General features: G+C 50.6%; 15 protein-coding genes. 8 read left to right on the top strand and 7 right to left on the bottom strand.

The window, feature by feature from the left end:
- The first annotated feature begins 14 nt into the window (after positions 1–14).
- Both BCV73_RS24040 and BCV73_RS24035 read left to right on the top strand, forming a co-directional pair.
- Positions 15–899: an SDR family oxidoreductase gene (locus BCV73_RS24040; RefSeq protein WP_089550385.1), complete on the top strand. Its 885-nt coding sequence runs from the start codon at positions 15–17 to the stop codon at positions 897–899.
- Between the two features lie 240 nt (positions 900–1139).
- Complete coding sequence (locus tag BCV73_RS24035; RefSeq protein WP_089548813.1) at positions 1140–1319, top strand: hypothetical protein; 180 nt, start codon at positions 1140–1142, stop codon at positions 1317–1319.
- A 191-nt stretch (positions 1320–1510) separates the two neighbouring features.
- Here the strand turns inward: BCV73_RS24035 and BCV73_RS24030 are convergent, their stop codons facing one another.
- Complete coding sequence (locus BCV73_RS24030; protein ID WP_089548812.1) at positions 1511–1972, bottom strand: copper amine oxidase N-terminal domain-containing protein; 462 nt, start codon at positions 1970–1972, stop codon at positions 1511–1513.
- Between the two features lie 138 nt (positions 1973–2110).
- Between BCV73_RS24030 and BCV73_RS24025 the strand changes: the two genes are divergently transcribed.
- The 3 genes from BCV73_RS24025 to BCV73_RS24015 all read left to right on the top strand — a co-directional run bounded on the left by BCV73_RS24025 (position 2111) and on the right by BCV73_RS24015 (position 5099).
- Complete coding sequence (locus BCV73_RS24025; RefSeq protein WP_089548811.1) at positions 2111–2626, top strand: DUF4241 domain-containing protein; 516 nt, start codon at positions 2111–2113, stop codon at positions 2624–2626.
- 18 nt (positions 2627–2644) lie between these two features.
- Positions 2645–3502 (top strand): copper amine oxidase N-terminal domain-containing protein, encoded by an 858-nt coding sequence (locus tag BCV73_RS24020; RefSeq protein ID WP_089548810.1) that lies wholly within the window; start codon positions 2645–2647, stop codon positions 3500–3502.
- Between the two features lie 178 nt (positions 3503–3680).
- Positions 3681–5099, top strand: a complete 1419-nt coding sequence (locus BCV73_RS24015) for an N-acetylmuramoyl-L-alanine amidase family protein (RefSeq protein ID WP_089548809.1) — start codon at positions 3681–3683, stop codon at positions 5097–5099.
- A gap of 319 nt (positions 5100–5418) precedes the next feature.
- Here the strand turns inward: BCV73_RS24015 and BCV73_RS24010 are convergent, their stop codons facing one another.
- Together BCV73_RS24010 and BCV73_RS24005 are read right to left on the bottom strand one after the other, a co-directional pair.
- The gene (locus tag BCV73_RS24010) at positions 5419–5949 is read right to left on the bottom strand and encodes a GNAT family N-acetyltransferase (RefSeq protein ID WP_076173894.1); all 531 of its coding nucleotides are present in this window, start codon (positions 5947–5949) and stop codon (positions 5419–5421) included.
- Positions 5950–6134: 185 nt separating this feature from the next.
- Positions 6135–6629: a DUF1036 domain-containing protein gene (locus BCV73_RS24005; RefSeq protein ID WP_089548808.1), complete on the bottom strand. Its 495-nt coding sequence runs from the start codon at positions 6627–6629 to the stop codon at positions 6135–6137.
- Between the two features lie 453 nt (positions 6630–7082).
- Here BCV73_RS24005 and BCV73_RS24000 point away from each other — a divergent pair, with 453 nt between their 5' ends.
- The gene (locus tag BCV73_RS24000; RefSeq protein ID WP_089548807.1) at positions 7083–8210 is read left to right on the top strand and encodes a beta-ketoacyl-ACP synthase III; all 1128 of its coding nucleotides are present in this window, start codon (positions 7083–7085) and stop codon (positions 8208–8210) included.
- A 137-nt stretch (positions 8211–8347) separates the two neighbouring features.
- Here BCV73_RS24000 and BCV73_RS23995 read toward each other — a convergent pair whose 3' ends face one another.
- From BCV73_RS23995 to BCV73_RS23985, 3 genes are all read right to left on the bottom strand, one after another.
- Positions 8348–12826, bottom strand: a complete 4479-nt coding sequence (locus tag BCV73_RS23995; protein ID WP_089548806.1) for a glycosyl hydrolase — start codon at positions 12824–12826, stop codon at positions 8348–8350.
- A 362-nt stretch (positions 12827–13188) separates the two neighbouring features.
- Positions 13189–14139, bottom strand: a complete 951-nt coding sequence (locus BCV73_RS23990) for an aldo/keto reductase (protein WP_089548805.1) — start codon at positions 14137–14139, stop codon at positions 13189–13191.
- 107 nt (positions 14140–14246) lie between these two features.
- Positions 14247–15068, bottom strand: a complete 822-nt coding sequence (locus BCV73_RS23985; RefSeq protein ID WP_089548804.1) for a helix-turn-helix transcriptional regulator — start codon at positions 15066–15068, stop codon at positions 14247–14249.
- Between the two features lie 170 nt (positions 15069–15238).
- On the opposite strand from BCV73_RS23985, the gene BCV73_RS23980 reads away from it, so the two are divergent.
- Positions 15239–15655, top strand: a complete 417-nt coding sequence (locus tag BCV73_RS23980) for a hypothetical protein (RefSeq protein ID WP_089548803.1) — start codon at positions 15239–15241, stop codon at positions 15653–15655.
- A 149-nt stretch (positions 15656–15804) separates the two neighbouring features.
- Entirely contained in the window at positions 15805–16290 is a 486-nt protein-coding gene (locus tag BCV73_RS23975; RefSeq protein ID WP_179232157.1) for an EVE domain-containing protein, read from the top strand.
- A gap of 421 nt (positions 16291–16711) precedes the next feature.
- Here BCV73_RS23975 and BCV73_RS23970 read toward each other — a convergent pair whose 3' ends face one another.
- Positions 16712–17284 carry a TetR/AcrR family transcriptional regulator gene (locus tag BCV73_RS23970; protein WP_089548802.1) on the bottom strand — a complete coding sequence of 191 codons (573 nt, stop codon included), beginning with the start codon at positions 17282–17284 and terminating at the stop codon, positions 16712–16714.
- Positions 17285–17358: the final 74 nt, after the last annotated feature.

Below are 17358 nucleotides of genomic sequence, written 5' to 3'. Positions count from 1 at the left end.
AAAATACAAAAAATATGCGCGTCTTTGTAACGGGCGCAACGGGGTTTGTCGGCACCGCTGTTGTTCGCGAACTTATTGCTTCAGGACATCAAGTCGTCGGGCTCGCCCGCTCGGAAAAGTCTGCCGAATCGCTGACGGCTGCCGGGGCTGAAGTGCACCGTGGTTCCCTGGATGATCTTAGCAGCCTGCAGGAAGGAGCCGCCGCAGCGGACGGCTTGATTCACCTGGCTTTTAAACACGACTTCGCGGATTTTGCGGCAGCCGCTGAGGCGGACAGCAAGGCAATCGAGGCGATCGGGGAGGCACTTGAGGGTACTGGAAAGCCATTCGTGGCGACCTCGGGAACGCTGATGCTTACGCCGGGGCGGCTCGGGAAGGAAGAAGAGGCGTCGACACAGTCTACGCCGCGCCGCTCCGAGGAGGCTGCGCTCGCGCTGGCTGGACGCGGAGTGAGAGCTTCCGTCGTCCGCCTGTCACCGTCCGTGCATGGCCCGGGCGAGCAGGGCTTTGTTCCGACTCTGATCGGCATCGCGCGGGAGAGAGGTTTTGCGGCGTATGTGGATGAGGGGCTTAACCACTGGCCGGCGGTTCACCAGCTTGATGCGGCGCGCCTGTTCAGACTGGCGTTGGAAAAAGGGGCCGCAGGCGCCGTGTACCACGGGGTTGGCGATGAGGGCGTGCCTTTCCGGGAGATCGCTGAGATCATCGGCCGGCACCTGAACCTGCCGGTGCGCAGCATTCCCCGCGAGGAGGCAGACGCTTACTTCGGGTGGCTCGCCTTCGCCGCGTCAACCGACAATCTGGCGTCGAGCGCACTGACCCAGGAACGCTTAGGATGGCAGCCCGTGAACCCTGGTTTGATCGCGGATCTGGAACAGGGGCACTACTTTAACCGTTAAAATTGATGGATTGGGTGAATGAAGAGGTTTTTTAAAGGTTATCTAATGAAATCGCCTGATCGTAACATTTATGAATAAAAAGGTCTTGGCTTGTGACTCGGTACCTCCTACATGGAAGTATCGGGCACAGGTCAAGACTTTTTTGGTAGGGAAACGATTAGTTCCAAACCGTCTATGGAATCTCGAAGGCTATGATATGATAGCGTTAATATGAATAACCTATGGAAAGGAAGATACACCATGGATATTATCCAAGATCTTCAAAAGTTAATTAAACTTACAGGTGAACGTGCAAGGTTAGAGGCTAAAGTAAATGGGACATACATTGTATACAAGACAAATAGCGGTCGGATTATTAAGGAATTTGCAAACGGTGAGATTCAGACAGTGAATAGTCCGGGATCTTCTTCCGATGAATAAATTTTCTCCAATCAAATGGGTATTGGTAGACCATTACTCTATTTATTGTTTCTAATTTAAAGTCATTTCAGTTGTCCTTAACAATCATTCTAGGTGAGTTGCTCTTCTAACTCACAAAAAAGCACCTTCAAGTTAAATCTACATATCTTTTGATATGGTTGATTATCTTGAAGGCGGTTTTGTTAACTAATTCATTTATTCTGGAAATCAATTTGTATCGTTAGGTTGGTTTTATCAAATTGAACCTTTCCACCAAAAGCTTCAGCAATAAACCGAAGATTTACGTACATAAGACCATCATCAACAAGTTCTGGACCTTGTAAAAGCTGTACTTCCTTGCCATTTAGAGTAGCAATCTTTTTTCCGGCAGTTAACGTAACCGTTGTATCATTATTTTTAGCCGTAACAGTTTTGGTTTGATTATCAAACTGAGCGTCCATCTTTAACGCCGAGAAAAATGCCCTGAAAGGAACCAAGGTTGATCCGCTCGGAGGAATTGCCGCAGTTGAGGTTTGTTTGTCCCCATTAATGTATATCGTAGGACGGTATACTCCGCGGGAATCCGGGCCCGCTGAAGCAAACACAGCTTGTGCACCAAAGACTAAGATGTAAACAGTCAGCACAGCAAGGGATAGAAAAGAACGGCGCTTCATCAAATACCATCTCCTTTTTTAAGTTTAATAGCATCAAACAGGACGCTTCATTTGGACAAATCCTATCAGTACAGACGCTTTTTCCCCCACACATGTTACAATAAACCCAAATCATCACAGTTATTGGAGGTATCCTCAGTGGTCATTCAACTAGGCAATTTTGAAGTGAATTCCGGGCAATTGGTCGTAGCGGATCCTTGTTACGAATTGGATCGGGATACGATTATTATGGGCGTATTGGAATCGGCCTTAACTGGCACATGGGTAGGAGAAGTGGAGAAGGTCGAGGTTCGCGACTGGGGCGAAGCCAATGCCAAGCTGACGGCTTACCATCACTCCGTGGCGGAACAGGCAGCGTCGCTGGAATGGATCAAGTGCTCTTTTGTGGCGGGAGTGGACAGCGGGCAGGCCGGGATTTTTGATATCGACAAACACCGGATTCCGGATGCGGATGCCCCTGACGGTAAACAGGACCAAGATACCGAATGGTATTTCGCCTGCTGCGATCTCACCGAGAGCGGGGAGGAAGCAGGTGTCATGGATGGCGGCGTCGTATCACGGACAGGCATGGGCGACGGGGCGTATGGGGTGTATAAAGCCGTAAATTCAGACAATCAGGTAGTTGGCGTGAAGATTGTGTTTATTAAGGGTTAGTTTAAAGGCGGCTGGTTTTTGTACGAGAAAGATCTCGAAGGTGAGGCGAATTCTGTGCTGAAGAAAATCCTTCTATTTGTTCTAAGTGCGATTTCATTGATTTTTGTCACCCATGTAAATCAAGCGTCGGCTGCATCTCCTGTACTGCCTCTTCCTTCAAGTGCTCACGTGTATTTAAAGGCAGGCCCGTTTTATATTTTATATACTCATCCTACTGCTCCTTATATCGATTCGAACAATCGGCTTCTCGTTCCTCTTCGATCACTCGAAGAATTATTTGGAGGGAGCGTTTCATACTTACCCGAGAGCAAAACCGCTCAGGTCGAATGGCTGCAGCATCAATTTAAATTTGTTGTAGGTTCCAATCTTGCAGAGATTGATGGTAAAAATTACGTTATGGATACGAAGCCAGTGATGAAGAATGGAGCAATTTCATTGCCTATCCGCTTGTTTCTAGACGAAACAAACCTCGATTATCACTGGGATAATAAACTCCAGATGCTGGTTCTGGATGATGATCGTATTCTTGTGGGCGAGCCGTTTACTGATTTTAAAGGGAATGATTTGAAGAGTACAAATATAGATAACGTATTCCAAATCAAAAGTTATTCGATTGAAAAGTCCAAGTATGATACCTTTGCTCTGAAAATTACAGCTAATAATCAATCAGGGAAGGATATTCCGAAGGGAAAAGCAGATATTCATCCGCTCGTTTCTTACGGAAAAATGTATGGCGGTTTTGCTACCGATTCCTACAGCCGCCCAGCATACCCTGCTATTCCAGGAGTGAAAGCTGGGGAGGATGTTACCATACAGCAAAACTTCCCTTTACGGGATGTCGAATATATCATTACGGTTGCTAGAGTTTTTAAATAGATTTATAGGTAGATGACTCTCTCGAGGGTCATCTTTTTTTTATTCTATAGAAGGAACTCACCTCATTTTCACTTCGAGCGCAACTATTTTCCGTTTTTATTGTTATATATTGTAAATGGTAATTTGTCGCTTTTACTAGAATCATGATAGAAAGTTCAAATCATAATAGAGGTGCCCAATGAAGAAATTTTTGTCTCTGCTGTTCCTGTCTTTGTTTCTACTGATTCTGCTCCCCAATTCAATCAGTGCCGCATCCAAGCCATCCAAAATTGTATTAGACGGCCAGGAACTGGCCCTGCCGGCTGATGTGAAGGTCTCGATCATTGATCAATCCATGATGATTCCACTTCGGGTGGTGGCGGAAAATTTAAAGTTTCAGGTGAACTGGGATCAACGGTCCCGTAGCGTTACAATCCAGCAAAACGCCAAAGCCATGATGTTAACCGTCGGCAAAAAAGAGGCAAAGGTCGCGGATCAGCTCGTACGGCTGGATACGGCTCCCCGGAATATGAATCAAAGCGTGGTCGTTCCGATCCGATTCGTCACCGAACAAATGGGACTGGCTGTCAATTGGGACAATCGCAACAAAACGGTATACCTGACAAGCCCGCCTCAAAACCCGGATCAAAGCAAAGTTCCGAACTCCGAATCCGAAGCAGACAATACAGAGCCGTTGACGCATGTGAGTCAGATCCATTATTTAAACCAACAGCTCGTCATTCGTATGGATGGCCAAGTGACGCCCAAGATTTCAACTTTAGCCAACCCCGCCCGAATCGTTGTTGATTTACCCAATACGACCTTCGGGGCTCTGACTCAGCCGCTGGATTCGGCCATGATGGGGAAATTGGACGTGAGCGGACAGCCGGATGTATCTGAAGTCAGATATTCTCTATTTAGCAGAGACCCCGAGCAAGTCAGGGTCGTGGTGGAATTAAGCCAGGGTAACCCGGCTTCCTATCATCAGGAGTTTATCGGCGATCAGCTCATTATAGATCTATCTGGGACGGGCAGCGATCCCCAGACTCCCATGTCTTCAGGCGACGAGAATGAAAGAAAAATCGTAGTCATTGATGCGGGACACGGGGGCAGCGATCCGGGAACGACGAGCATCAGCAACAAACATGAAAAAGACTTTAACCTCGCGCTTGCTCTGAAAGTGCAGGAACTGCTTCTTAAGGAACCCGATATTGAAGTCATCATGACCCGTGACAGCGACGTGTACCCTACCCGGACAGAACGCGTGCAGCTGGCCAATTCATTAAATGCGGACGTTTTTGTATCGATCCATGGCAACAGCGTACTGGAATCGCCGCAAGCAACCGGTACAGAGACCCATTATTATCAGCGGAGCAGCAGCAAAAAGCTCGCCGATGCGATCCACAAGCGTTTGGTCCAGGCGATGGGTCTGAAAGACCGCGGCGTTAAAAACACCAGCCTGCAGGTGATTCGTGAGACCCATATGGCTGCGGTTCTATTAGAGGTCGGATTTCTAAGCAATGTCTCGGATGAACAAGCCATGCTGTCGGACACCGTTCAGTATAAGGCAGCACAAGCGATTGTTGATGGCATCAAAGAGTACTTAAGCATTACATAGGGAGAACATCGCAGGGAGAGAGAGAAACAAAAAAGAACGCTCGAAGAGCGTTCTTTCAGAGAGCATTAATAGAATTTCCAATGATCATGCCGATGCTTTTTCTTTTTCTTACAGATGACTACAGCTTTTTGACCGGGGTGCAGCTTGACGACGATTACTTTTTTTCGATTACAACACATAATGATCACCTCCTATATTAACAATCTATGCTTTTACGAATAGATTTGACTGGACAAACAGGCACAATTTGATAGGTTATGAGATCAATCGATAGAAAAGCCCCCCATATCCTTGGCTGGAACGGGGGGCTTTCGCCTGATCAATAGACTAGTGGTTTTTGCATAAAAATAACAATATCGGAGCGGGTGCTTGTTCCGTGCTTATCATGATATTCCCAACTGATCTGAAATTCACCGTAACCCCAGTCGATATAACCCAGGTGTTCATACAGCCTTCTTGCTTCGGGATTGTCTTTGCTGCTCACTTCCAAACCGATATGGGTGCAGCCTCTTTCGCTTGCTAATTTCTCAGCCTCACGAATGATTGCCGTCGCTACCCCTTTTTTGCGATAGTCCTCTTTCGTCAGTCCTCCCTCCAGAAAGGCACTGTGAGTCACATCGATATATTGAGTTACACGAGGATCCTCAGGGCCACTCCATCGCAGTAAGAAATGTCCAATCGGTTGATTTGTATGCCATGCGATCAGAAATACGCCCTCACCTTTCCTCTGTACTTCGAATCGCCGATGCTGGGGATACGTCAGATTCCCGGGGCTGAACACTTCCTCAAGCAAATCCAATTGAGAATCCTCGGCTGGTTTGACCACAATATCAAACTCGTGTTGATTCATCACTCATCACTCCTACCGGTTGATATGGATACTAATCATTCTGAATACGGGTGGCCTATTCCTTCGTCGTTATCTTAATTATTATGTAAAAGAATCTAAGCAGACTAATGACTATAGCATGATGTGTGAAAAATAGCAAAAGCCGCGATTCCCGATAAGAATCTTTGCGGCTTTGGAATGAAGCGTTATTTCCGTTTACCATATCGCGGCTTTCTAACTTTGCCCAGTTTGCCCAATTTACCAGGAGTTTTTCTCAAGCTGGCCTTGCCTAATTTAAACTTTCGTGTACTCTTTTTTGGTGCTCTCATATTTTTTGATTTCGCTGCGCCTGCGGCCTCTACCAGGGTAATGGTATAGTTTTGGAAATTGCCGACGTTGACCTCGTCAAACCCTACTTCTCTGCAGCCCGTACCTTGGCATCTTTCAATCCAGCACATATTGAAAGCCGTACTCGGAACATAGGTGGGGAAATCTCCGCTCCACGTATTGCCGAATTGGTCGTAGGCATAGTAATAATACGTTTGATTTACGGAGGATCCCGTTACGAGGAGCATACGTCTTCCAGGGGTAATCCGGTACCAGCCAGCTTTTGAATAAGTGATCGGACTGCAATCCGGATCATAGTACCCCACCGCGACCCATACGGGGTTCGGCGTACTGTTTCTAACATAAAAACTCATAGCATCCACTCCATTCTGATCAAAGAATCGGTACTGCACTATTAATCTATGTGAGTATCTTTGAAAGGGTCATAGACAAATGGAAGATGAAAGAGTCTAAATTGAAGACAGCCGCATGGGACCGATTGTAAAGGCAGACAACCATTTTGATCTGAATCCCGCCTTTACCCAACACGCATGAACGCTTTTCCAATAAGATGTGGTATGCCATTCTTGATTGAGCCTTCCTGGATTATCTCCATTGTCTGCGCTGCATTCGAACCGGCTTCCTTCATCCCGTGACTGCAACGGTAAAAGAGTGGATCGCAGAGGCTGCCGCTGCCTGAATAAAGCGGTTTTTTTGTTGTTTAAAAACACACCTGGAGAGTATTTGAATCTACTAATTTTTCATCTACTTTACAATTAGTGGGATTAATATCATAATTAGTAATCATATCTTTAGTGAGGTGTTATATGAAATCCGTTTATATCACGAGCATGGGGAAGTTCCTTCCCGGCGCCCCGGTGGGCAATGAGGAAATGGAAGATTACCTTGGCAAAATCGGAGGCAGATCCTCCAAGACGAAGCGTATCATTTTGGAAAAGAATCAGATCAAGCAGCGCTATTACGCGATGGACAAGGAGCAGAAAAGCTTGTACACCAACGCGGAGATGGCGGCCCTGGCCATACGCCAGGCGTTGGAGCGCAGCGCCAGTGTCCGTCCGGAGGACGTCGAGTTCTTGGCGACCGGTACGACACGAGCGGACCTGCTGCTGCCGGGTTTTGCGAGTATGGTGCATGCCGAGACGGGACTGCCGGTGATGGAGATTTCTTCGCACTCGGGGTTATGCGCGAGCGGGATGCATGCGCTGAAGAATGCCTTTTTACATATCAAGTCAGGAGAGCACCGGACCGCCATCGCTTGTTCCAGCGAGTTTCTGAGCCGTGAGTTCAAACATACGAAATTCGAGGCACAGGGCATTTACAGTAACGGCCGGGTACCGTTTGACACGGACTTTCTGCGGTTCATGCTGTCGGACGGAGCGGGGGCAGCCCTATTGCAAAATGAACCCTCCGCACAGGGGCTCTCGCTGCGCATCGAGTGGATCGACAACAAGTCGTATGCCAATGAGTACGAGACCTGCATGTATTCCGGCATGAGCAAGGAGGATGGCGGCCGTTCGTGGCTGGACTACGCCTCGATTCATGAAGCGGCCGATCACGGCGCGCTGAATTTGAAACAGGACGTCCGGCTGGTGAATGAAATTACGAAGGTCGGGACGCGGCGGTTTTTGGAGCTGGTGGAAGAAGGGCGGCTTGACCCGGGCGCGGTCGATTGGATGGTGGTCCATTATTCGTCGCATGTGTTCAGGGAAGAGATCTTCCAGCTGCTGGAGCAGGGCGGCGTGACGATCCCTGAGGAAAAATGGTTTACAAATCTGTACACCAAAGGAAATACCGCGGCGGCTTCGATTTACATCATGCTGGAGGAGCTGCTGTATTCCGGACGCCTCTCCGCGGGGCAGCAGATCGTGTGCGTCGTTCCGGAAAGCGGCCGCTTCCAGGCATCGACGATGCTGTTGACGGTGGTTGGGGCTTGACAGCCTTCTTGTAACAATGTATTCAATGCAATTTCCATAACACGCATAAAAGGACCCTCAGCGGAGGGTCCTTTTTGCATTGTTGATTAAGGAGAGTTTAGTAATGAAGATGGTTCCAGGCTTTCATTCATCGTTCCCTAATGCTCGCTACCTTCATCCACAGTACCTTGACTGTTAGTACCTTCACCAGTGGCGTTACCGGCTTCGCTGGAATCTGCGACGTCACTTCCTGTGTCGCTGTCAGCGCCATCCCCACTGACCTCAGCGTCGCCATTGACCACGGCATCCAGCGTTTTCTCATCCAGTGTTACATCATCCACATACACGGTCATCGTTCCTTCACCGCTTGATGAAGCGATTTGCAGCCCGATGGCCTTGATCAGCGTCTTGTCGATGGCGTCGCCGTTGATGTCCTTGCCGTTCAAATTCAGCTTGATCCACTGGTATTCGCCTGTCAGCTCGACTTCGTCAGTGGAAGCCCATGCCCAGTTCGACCCGGTCTTGATAAACAGCTTCGCTTTGGCTGTACCGCCGGCCACTCGGGCGCGGACCATCAGGGTGCTGCCTTGGCTGAGGTCCTGGTCGCTCATGTAGGCGAGCTCAAAGTGCTTGTCGGCTGCGCCCGCAGACGGAAAGTCCGCGCTGAGCACCTTGCTGCCGCCATCCTCCGGATTGGCGAGGTTGCCGGCTCCGAGCGTGTCGTCGTTCAGCGACCAGCCGGTGATGGAGCTGTTGAAGTCGAACAGCACGCCGGGTGTGGTGCCGCCGCCTGCGCTGCCACTGGGCACGGTGCCAGCGTTCGGATCAAGCAGGGCATGGATGTCGTCAAAATACATCGACGACGTCAGCCGGTTGCCGTCCGGCACCGCGTTCGTATAGATGGAGAACGCCTGGACGTTCTTCAGGTTCGTCTTCGTCAACGTGCCGGTCGCCCCGTTGGCGGGCTTGAACTCGCTGAACGGAGCGGTGATGAGCGCCGGCTCGGTCGTCTTGGTGTCCGGGTAGTACTCGTACGTCTTGCCGTCCGCGTTGATCTGCATCACCAGCTTCTGGCCCTGGCCGTCCGGCTGGTACCAGAACTGCAGGGCGTTGAAGCCGGACCAATCCGCACCGTTCATCGCCTTGGTGATGCCGGCGTAGCCGCTGCCTGCCAGCGTGTACGTGTACTTCAGCCCGTAGCTGCCGCCGTGCTTGTGCGTGCCGTCCAGCGCAGCGCCGGCCGGGTCGCCGCCGGCGTGCACGAACTTGCTTGCCAGTGCGTCGCTGCTGCCCAGGTAGCTCTCGAAGTCGTCGACGACGGACGGGTCGCCCGCCGATTCGGCATAGGCGCTGTAGAGCCTAATGTTATCGACGTAGACCGGGAGCGTATCTCCATCCGATTGCAGCGCGCTGCCCACGATGGACAAGGCGATGTCGTCGGCAGCCGCCAGCGCATCCGCGTTCGTAAAATCGATCGTCGGGCTGAATTTAACGTACTCCACGCCATCGATCGTTTCTTTGGGCAGGGACGCAAATGACGAATACGTTGTGTCCATGCCGTACTTATTAGTCCAGTCCGGTGGGAGCTGCCCTACGGCGCGCAGGCTGGCCTGCTCGCTGGATGCCCCGGCTGCAGCGGGGACCCACACGTCCATTTTGACCCGTTGGATACCCGCGAGCGAGCCGGCGCTGGCTTTAGCCTTGGCGTTCTTCAACTCCAGCTTCAGCTCCTGCCATGAATCGGTTCCGTTCAAATGCGGAGCGCTGATCTTCAGGGATCCGCCGTTAAAATCGCTGTACACCGCGCTTCCGTCATTCGTTTCTTCCGAAGAACTGGTATATTCGCCGTTGTATTGGATGCCTTCCGTGTCAGCGGCGGTATCGAAAGTGTAGGCACCGGCCAGCACCTCGCCGATCTTCACGAACACCGTGTTTGTCTGTTCATGCAGCACGGCCCCGCTGCTGCCATACACTTTGACGGTGATGTCCGCGGTTTTGCCGTTCTGCTCCGCTGCCGGCGTCCACTGCGCCTCGTAGTACCCGCTGTCCGGGTTGAGGGTCATCGGATACTCGGTATCCGAACCCTGCACGCTGTAGACGACACGATCCGGCGTTTCGTTCAGGACGCGGACGCGAATCGTCGTTGAAGCCTCCTTAATGGTGCTTTGGTCCGTCGGAGAGGCGATATGCATGGAGCCCTGTTCGGAGGCGGTGTTGACCTTTTTATCATAGGCGCCAATGACCCCGTCGCTGAACAGCGTGTACGCATCCTGGTAGTACTTTTTAAAATCCGGCAGCATTTCATGCTCCTGATTTGGATCGCCGGTCGGGTAAGGGACGTAAATGGAGTCCGGCCCAAAGTTGGCCCAGGTCAGCATGAACGCCATCTTTTTCGCGTCCGGATCGGATTTGAGCGTGTTTGCCAGCTTCGTGTAGAAGTCGGGCGTCGTATTGCCAGTGACCTTCATTTTCTGGTAGCCGAACTCGGTAAAGGCAGCGACTTTTCCGCGGCTGTCCGCGATGTTGGACACGGTTTTGGCTTCCGTCTTGACGCCGTTAAACCAGGAGTCGCCCTCGCCGTTGTAGTAGCTGTCGAACCCGAGAATGTCGACGTAGTCGTCGCCCGGGTAGGTTTTTAAGTAGGTATCCGCAGAGTCGCCAAAACCGCCGCCCGGCGAGTAGGCGTACAGGAAGTTGTGGACGCCTTTCTTGTCGCGGAGATACTCAACTGTATAACGGTAGATCTCCTTGTATTCGTCAGTCGTTGTAAAAGCAGCCCCCCACCAGAACCAGCTTCCGCTCTGCTCATGGAACGGCCGGAAGATGACCGGAATCGGCTTGCCGTCATCGGTTTTGAGGTGCAAGGCGAAGTCGGCGATCTGATCGAGAAAAGCGTTATACGCTGCGTTCTTGTCCCCGCCAGGCAGGATGTGGGATACGACGTTGCCCTTGGTGTCGTAAAAATCCCCGCCGGTGACGAAGTTCGGCATATGAGAGCTGAGTGTCAGCACGCCGCCGTCGGCGTAGGCTTTCTTCATGACGGCGACGAGGTTGTCGCGGCTCTGTTCGGCATTGCCGGCCACACCTGGCTTTTCTTTGCCTTCCAAGCTCAGCGTATCCCAGCCGAACAGCCCCGGATAGGCACCGACGCTGTTGAAGGTGTCTGATTGGGTTCCGTCCTTCGCCGTGATGGACATACCTTCGGTCGTGGCATGCTGCTGGCCGAACAGGATGTTCTTGCCGCGGAGCTGGTTCAAATAGACGAACAGCGATTTGGTGCGGTCGGTTGCCGCTGCGTCCGTCAGGTTGACGGTCGTGACGTTTTCCACCGGACTGCCGCCGTTGCCACCGCCGCTGCTGTTTCCGTTCCCGCCGGAATTGGAACCTCCGCCTGTACTGCCCGAAGGGCTGCCGCCTGTGCCTGTGGTGCCTGTGCTTCCGGAAGGCGCAGGGCTTGCATTGGCTGCTCCACCTGAGATGCTGGTCGTTCCAGGCGGAAGCGCCTTGCCGTTCAGCGTGACGCCGCTGCCCTGGATCACCGCCTGCTTGATGCTGCCCGTGCCCGTGATTGCGGTGCCTGCGGCTGACGGGTTCACGGTCAGGGAAGCGATGGAGGCGCTGACGCCGAGGGCCAGCTGCATCGGCTGATTGAACTCGGCGCTGTCGATGATCGAGCTGTCACCCGCGTCCAGTTGGGACGGGCTGTTTGCCGTCAGCTGCCCGATATGGGTCGTACCGGACAGCTGTACATGCACCTGGCCGTCGCGGCGGTTGACGAGAACGCTGCCGAGGTCGGAGTCTTTGACGATGACCGTATGGGCGCCGCCGCCTTCGATGAAAGTGGTGCCCTGAACCGTGACATGATCCAGGGTGACTTCGCCGTCGCCAATTCCTGGCGCCAGATATAAATTGCCCTGAATGACGGCGTCCTTCAGGACGACACCCCCGTGGTTCACCACGGCGCTGCTTTGAATCTTCCCGGCGGTATAAGTACCGGCAGCCGGATAGTACGCGCTGACCAGCTTATCGATCAGGGTAACGATTTCCGCGCGGGTAATCGGTTCCTCGGGACGGAAGGTCCCGTTCGGGTAGCCTTGGAAGTAACCGGAGAGGGTCCGGACCGCTTTGCGGGCGTACACCCCGATGTTCTCTTGGTCTAGATAGCTAAGGGAGGAGGCTGTTTCGTTTCCGCTGAATTCAAACGCCCGGGCAAGCAGCACCGCAGCGTCTTGACGGGTTAGCGGTTCGCTGGGCTTGGCCGCGTTGCCGGGATATCCGGTGTAGTAACCGGCTTCTCTGGCAATGGAGAAAGCGCTTGCAAACCAGGTGTCGGCAGGGACATCCGCATAAGCTTCCTTCGACTGGGCTGTAAAGCCGAACAAATGATTTAAGAGAGATACGAATTCTGCACGTGTGATTTCTGCATTGGGGCGGAAGGTGTGATCCGGATAGCCCTGGATCAGCCCGCTGCTCAGCCATTTTTGCACGCTGGCCTGTGCCCAGTGCCCTGTAAGGTCATTGGCGGTCATGCCGCTGGTGTCCGTTTGGACAGCTGCCGATCCGTAGGCAGGAGACAATAGTGAAGCGATCAATACCGCCGATAGGGTAGTGCCCAGCCATTTGGATGACTTTTTCATGAAAACTCCCCTTGATTGATAGAAGATAAAGGGCTAACAAAGCGGTTGTTAAGCTAACAGAATATCATATTCAAGAAATATGTAACCGCTTTATTTATCCCTTTTCGAGTCAATATACTATCATAACGGGGTGCGACTGGCAATATTTAAGTTATGTAAATTTACTAATAAAAATATAACAAATATAAAATTGTTATATTTTTTTCTGAATCATCGTTCAAAAGAACAAGCCCCCACATTCCAAAGGAATGAGGAGGCTGAGGGATTATGCGCTTTTCAATGGAGGGGAGGGAGCATGAATGAGCCCCGTTGGGCGCCCTTCATCTGTTTAAGAATCATATTCTGACCGGTTTTTATATGAGTCAGGCTTGACGAAAACGGCTGCCGGAGGCAATGCCCTTAGGTGAGATTCGCTCGATCTCCGCCAAATCGTCGGCCGTTAGTTTGACATTCAGCGCGCCAAGGTTTTCCTGCACACGGTCAAGCCGTTTCGTTCCCGGAATCGGAACGATCTGCTCGCCTTGGGCCAGGAGCCATGCCAGGCTTAGTTGGGCGGGGGTGCAGCCTTTTTGCGCGGCTAACTTCTCGACCAAGGAGGCAACCTCAACGTTCTTGACGAAATTCTCGCCTTGAAACCTTGGGAAACGATGCCGGTAATCGTCTGCCGGCAAGTCCTCAGGCTTCTTGATCTGACCGGTTAGAAAGCCGCGGCCAAGCGGGCTGTAAGGGACGAGGCCGATACCCAGCTCCTTAAGAACAGGGAGGACTTCATCCTCCACTTCCCGGCTCCACAGCGAATATTCAGTTTCGACTGCGGTGATAGGGTGGACGGCATGGGCTCGCCGGATGATGTCCGTGGGTGCCTCCGATAACCCGATGAAGCGGATCTTTCCTTGCTGAACGAGATCGGCCAGCGTTCCGACCGTTTCTTCGATGGGAGTGTTAGGATCGGGCCGGTGTTGGTAATAGAGGTCGATGTAATCGAGGCCCAGGCTGTAGAGGCTGGCATCGACGGATTTTTTTATATAGGCGGGGTCGCCTTTCGGGCCTTGGCCGTGTGTGATCCCGAATTTGGTAGCGATAATCGCCTCGCCGCGTCGGCTTTTCAGGGCGCGTCCGACAAGCTTCTCGTTCTCACCGAACCGGCGGAATTCCGGGTCGCCGTAAAAATCGGCCGTATCGAACATCGTTACGCCCAGATCCAACGCTCCCTGGATCGTGCGAACGGATTCCTCGTTATTCGGCATCGTCATCGTGCCCAGACTGATGGCTGACACTTCAAGTTCTTTACCTAGTTTTCTTTTCTGTACCATAGAGATTCCCTCGTTTCCTTCGTTAGTATCGCTCGAACATGAACCAATTCTAAGCGATCCAACTTGAGGCAACCACACAGCGTTTTTACTAGTAAAAATATTACCCGTCAGTCTTTCTTATCCACTGCAGCCGGCATATAGACGCAGATGTGCAGATCCGGGCTGTCGGACAGATTCGCGAGCGGCCGGATGTCATAAGCCACAGGGGTATCAGAGGGCGAAGGCTGTAAAATAACCCGGTCTAATTTCTTGAGTCGAATCTCGTACGGCTTCCACAAGCGGTTAAATTCCTCGCTGCTTTGGATCAGATGCTCCACCGTTGTTTCAAACCAAAGATCGTCCCGGTGTTTATCATAATGGGTTCTGAATACCGCAACCCCATAACTCGCGAATTCATCGATATTCACGATCCGTCGGCGCAATTGTTCATTTTCGAAAGCCAACCGAATTAATGAACGCTCCTCAGCTGGAATGGAAGCAAAATCGGTTAACATTCTGCTGGCCGCCTCGTTCCAAGCGAGGACTTCAGTTCTCTTATTGGTGATATATGAGGGGTAGGCTACTTGATCGATGATCTTCTGCAGCTGTGGATCCACGGCAGCGGGAGGCGCCGAACTCGCAGCATTGGGATCGGGCTCATATGGATTCCACAGCTGAAGCAAATGGCCTCTCTCGTCCGGAGACAGTTGAAGAGCATTGGCAATGCTCTCGATGACTTCCCTGGAGGCGGATAGCTCTCTTCCTTGCTCCAGCCACGTATAATAAGTGGCGCTTACGCCTGCCAGGATGGCTACCTCCTCCCGTCGAAGGCCGGGTGTTTTGCGCTGACCGCTGGAGAAGTTTAATCCCGCATCCTCTGGCGAGAGACGTTCCCTGCGCGATTTGAGGAACGCCCCCATCGTTTTGGCCCTACTGTTATGTACCGTCATTAATGTCGATCACCACCTGTTGGTTTGGGTTTCGTTCAAGGTATCAGCATGATCATTGAGGCTGATTTACGATACAAGTATACCATAGAGACCTTTGACGATAGGAAGGGTATAGACTGAATCAAGTAGCCGTCACTCAGGTGTAAGTTTTGTTTTGAAAGGAGCTTAACATGAACATCGATTTTTTAAAACAACTTCAAAGAATCCTAAGATTAAAGGATTTGGAAGCATGGGATGTTGCCATGAACGGTAAAGATTGCAAGATTATCATTGTGGATGAGGGGCGGCCAAGCCGTGATGAGGATTTTCCATGGCTTAAGGATGGAATAGGGGAGGACAAGAGAGAAAATCATATCACGGCGCATGTATTTTCATCTAAAAGTTTGGAGAAAAGTGAAGAACGCATGTTGTACCACATCGCCGAACATCTGACGGATCATGTGGCACTAGCACACTGCCATGTCACGGTACTCTTTCAGCAGGAGGACGATTATGATCTTGCTTTAAGCCGCTTGCTGCAAGCCAAGGGATATCTGGAGTACCACTCCATGCCTCTTAGCAAGTATTTTCGTTTTTCTCAGGATTAGTGAGGACTATTTAGAAGTCATATCATTGGTTTGTACCCAGATGCTAAAACGCTACTGACAGACCGTTGTCAGCAGCGTTTTTATATAGTCATAGGAGATGATTTATTAAGGAGGCACCCATATTGGAAAAGAAAAACGAAGATCAAATCATGCCGGTTACCGCAGATGAGCAAAACAGCCGCTATTGGATTGGCGTTGTATCTGCCTCTCACGTGAAGCGGGGGGTCCAAGGCGGATTTGCCCAGCTCTGTCATGGAAAAGCAGCGCCTTTGCGCCGGATGAGTCCCGGCGATTGGCTCATATATTACTCTCCACGAACCGACATGTCGAAAGGGGAGCCGCTTCAAGCGTTTACCGCCATTGGGCAGGTGACCGGTGACAGGGTCTACGAGTATCCGATGTCCGAATCCTTTGTGCCTTTTCGCCGGGATATTCGTTACCATCCATGCCGTGAAGTGAAGATTGCCCCTCTATTGGACCGGCTTACCTTTACCCGCGGGAAGCGCAGCTGGGGATATGCTTTTCGCTATGGGCAATTTGAGATCGGGTTTGAGGATTTCCAGACGATTGCCGGCATTATGTTAGGTGAAGTAACGTGGGACAATGCCAGCCAAAGCGTGCTTATTGATCTTTAGCGCGAAAAGTCACAGTCACGATCCATGGCTGTGACTCTTTTGCTTTTAAAAGGCAGAAAAAACGACCAAAGCCTCTTCACGAAGAGAACACGTGGGACAGAGAGCGGCATAGTCTTCTGATTAAGCAATGGCATCTGCTTTAGATAAATAGGGCTGACGATTGTAAAGGCAATAGTGGAGAGATTATGGCATTAATGCTGCTTACAGCGAGAGTATGTGATTTACAGATGATTTCAGAATGGTTATGGGGGGGAACGTTGATTTTCGTTGGCTGATTTTCCTTGGTGTTAACCTGGACTTGTTGCAGGCTAAGTGTGCAGTCCGTCAGGACAAGAATTCAGAACGGGTATGTAGCCACAAATTTGAATTGACGATGGGGCGGAACATTCTTGCCAGCCAGGGGCTTCCCCAACGTTACCTTTTAGGCGTATCCGGTTTTAGGAAAAGTTATTTGAATGTTCAGTTTATATAATAGCTGCTTAACTTGCATAGCTACAATTTCGATATCGCTATCTACTTCATCAAGTATATAGGATTCCAATACTCCTATTATTGCCGTTCCTAGAAACTTCAAAAAAATATGCTTATCGGTAATGGGATACGAATCCTCATTAATCTTTTTATTGATTTCCCCCATCGTAAAAGACGATAGCTTTTTGCGAAATGATGAAGCATCTCTGCTTTTAAACAATGCGGCAAAAAATGATTTATGCTGCTCAAAATAAGAAAACCATGAAACAGAATCTTCTATAAGTCCCGTGTCTTTTTTTTGATCACATATTTCTCGCAATTGTGCTATATGGTCATCCACAATCTTATCTAATAGATCATACTTATCCATATAATGTAGGTAAAACGTTTTTCGACTAATGTTGGCTTTCTCCGTCATGTTTCTAACCGTAATCTCGTCAAACCCTTCCTTAACTAACATTTGCAAAAAGGTCGATTGAATAGCCTGTCGAGACTTTAATACTCTTCTATCTATTTTATTCATAGAGCAAGTCCCCCATTATTTTGTACACAATGATAACAATATGTGTATTAATACGCAAATAGCGTATTGTGGCA

The organism is Paenibacillus sp. SSG-1 (assembly GCF_002224835.1).
Classification (GTDB): domain Bacteria; phylum Bacillota; class Bacilli; order Paenibacillales; family Paenibacillaceae; genus Paenibacillus_AQ; species Paenibacillus_AQ favisporus.
This window is presented reverse-complemented; position numbering and strand designations above follow the sequence as displayed.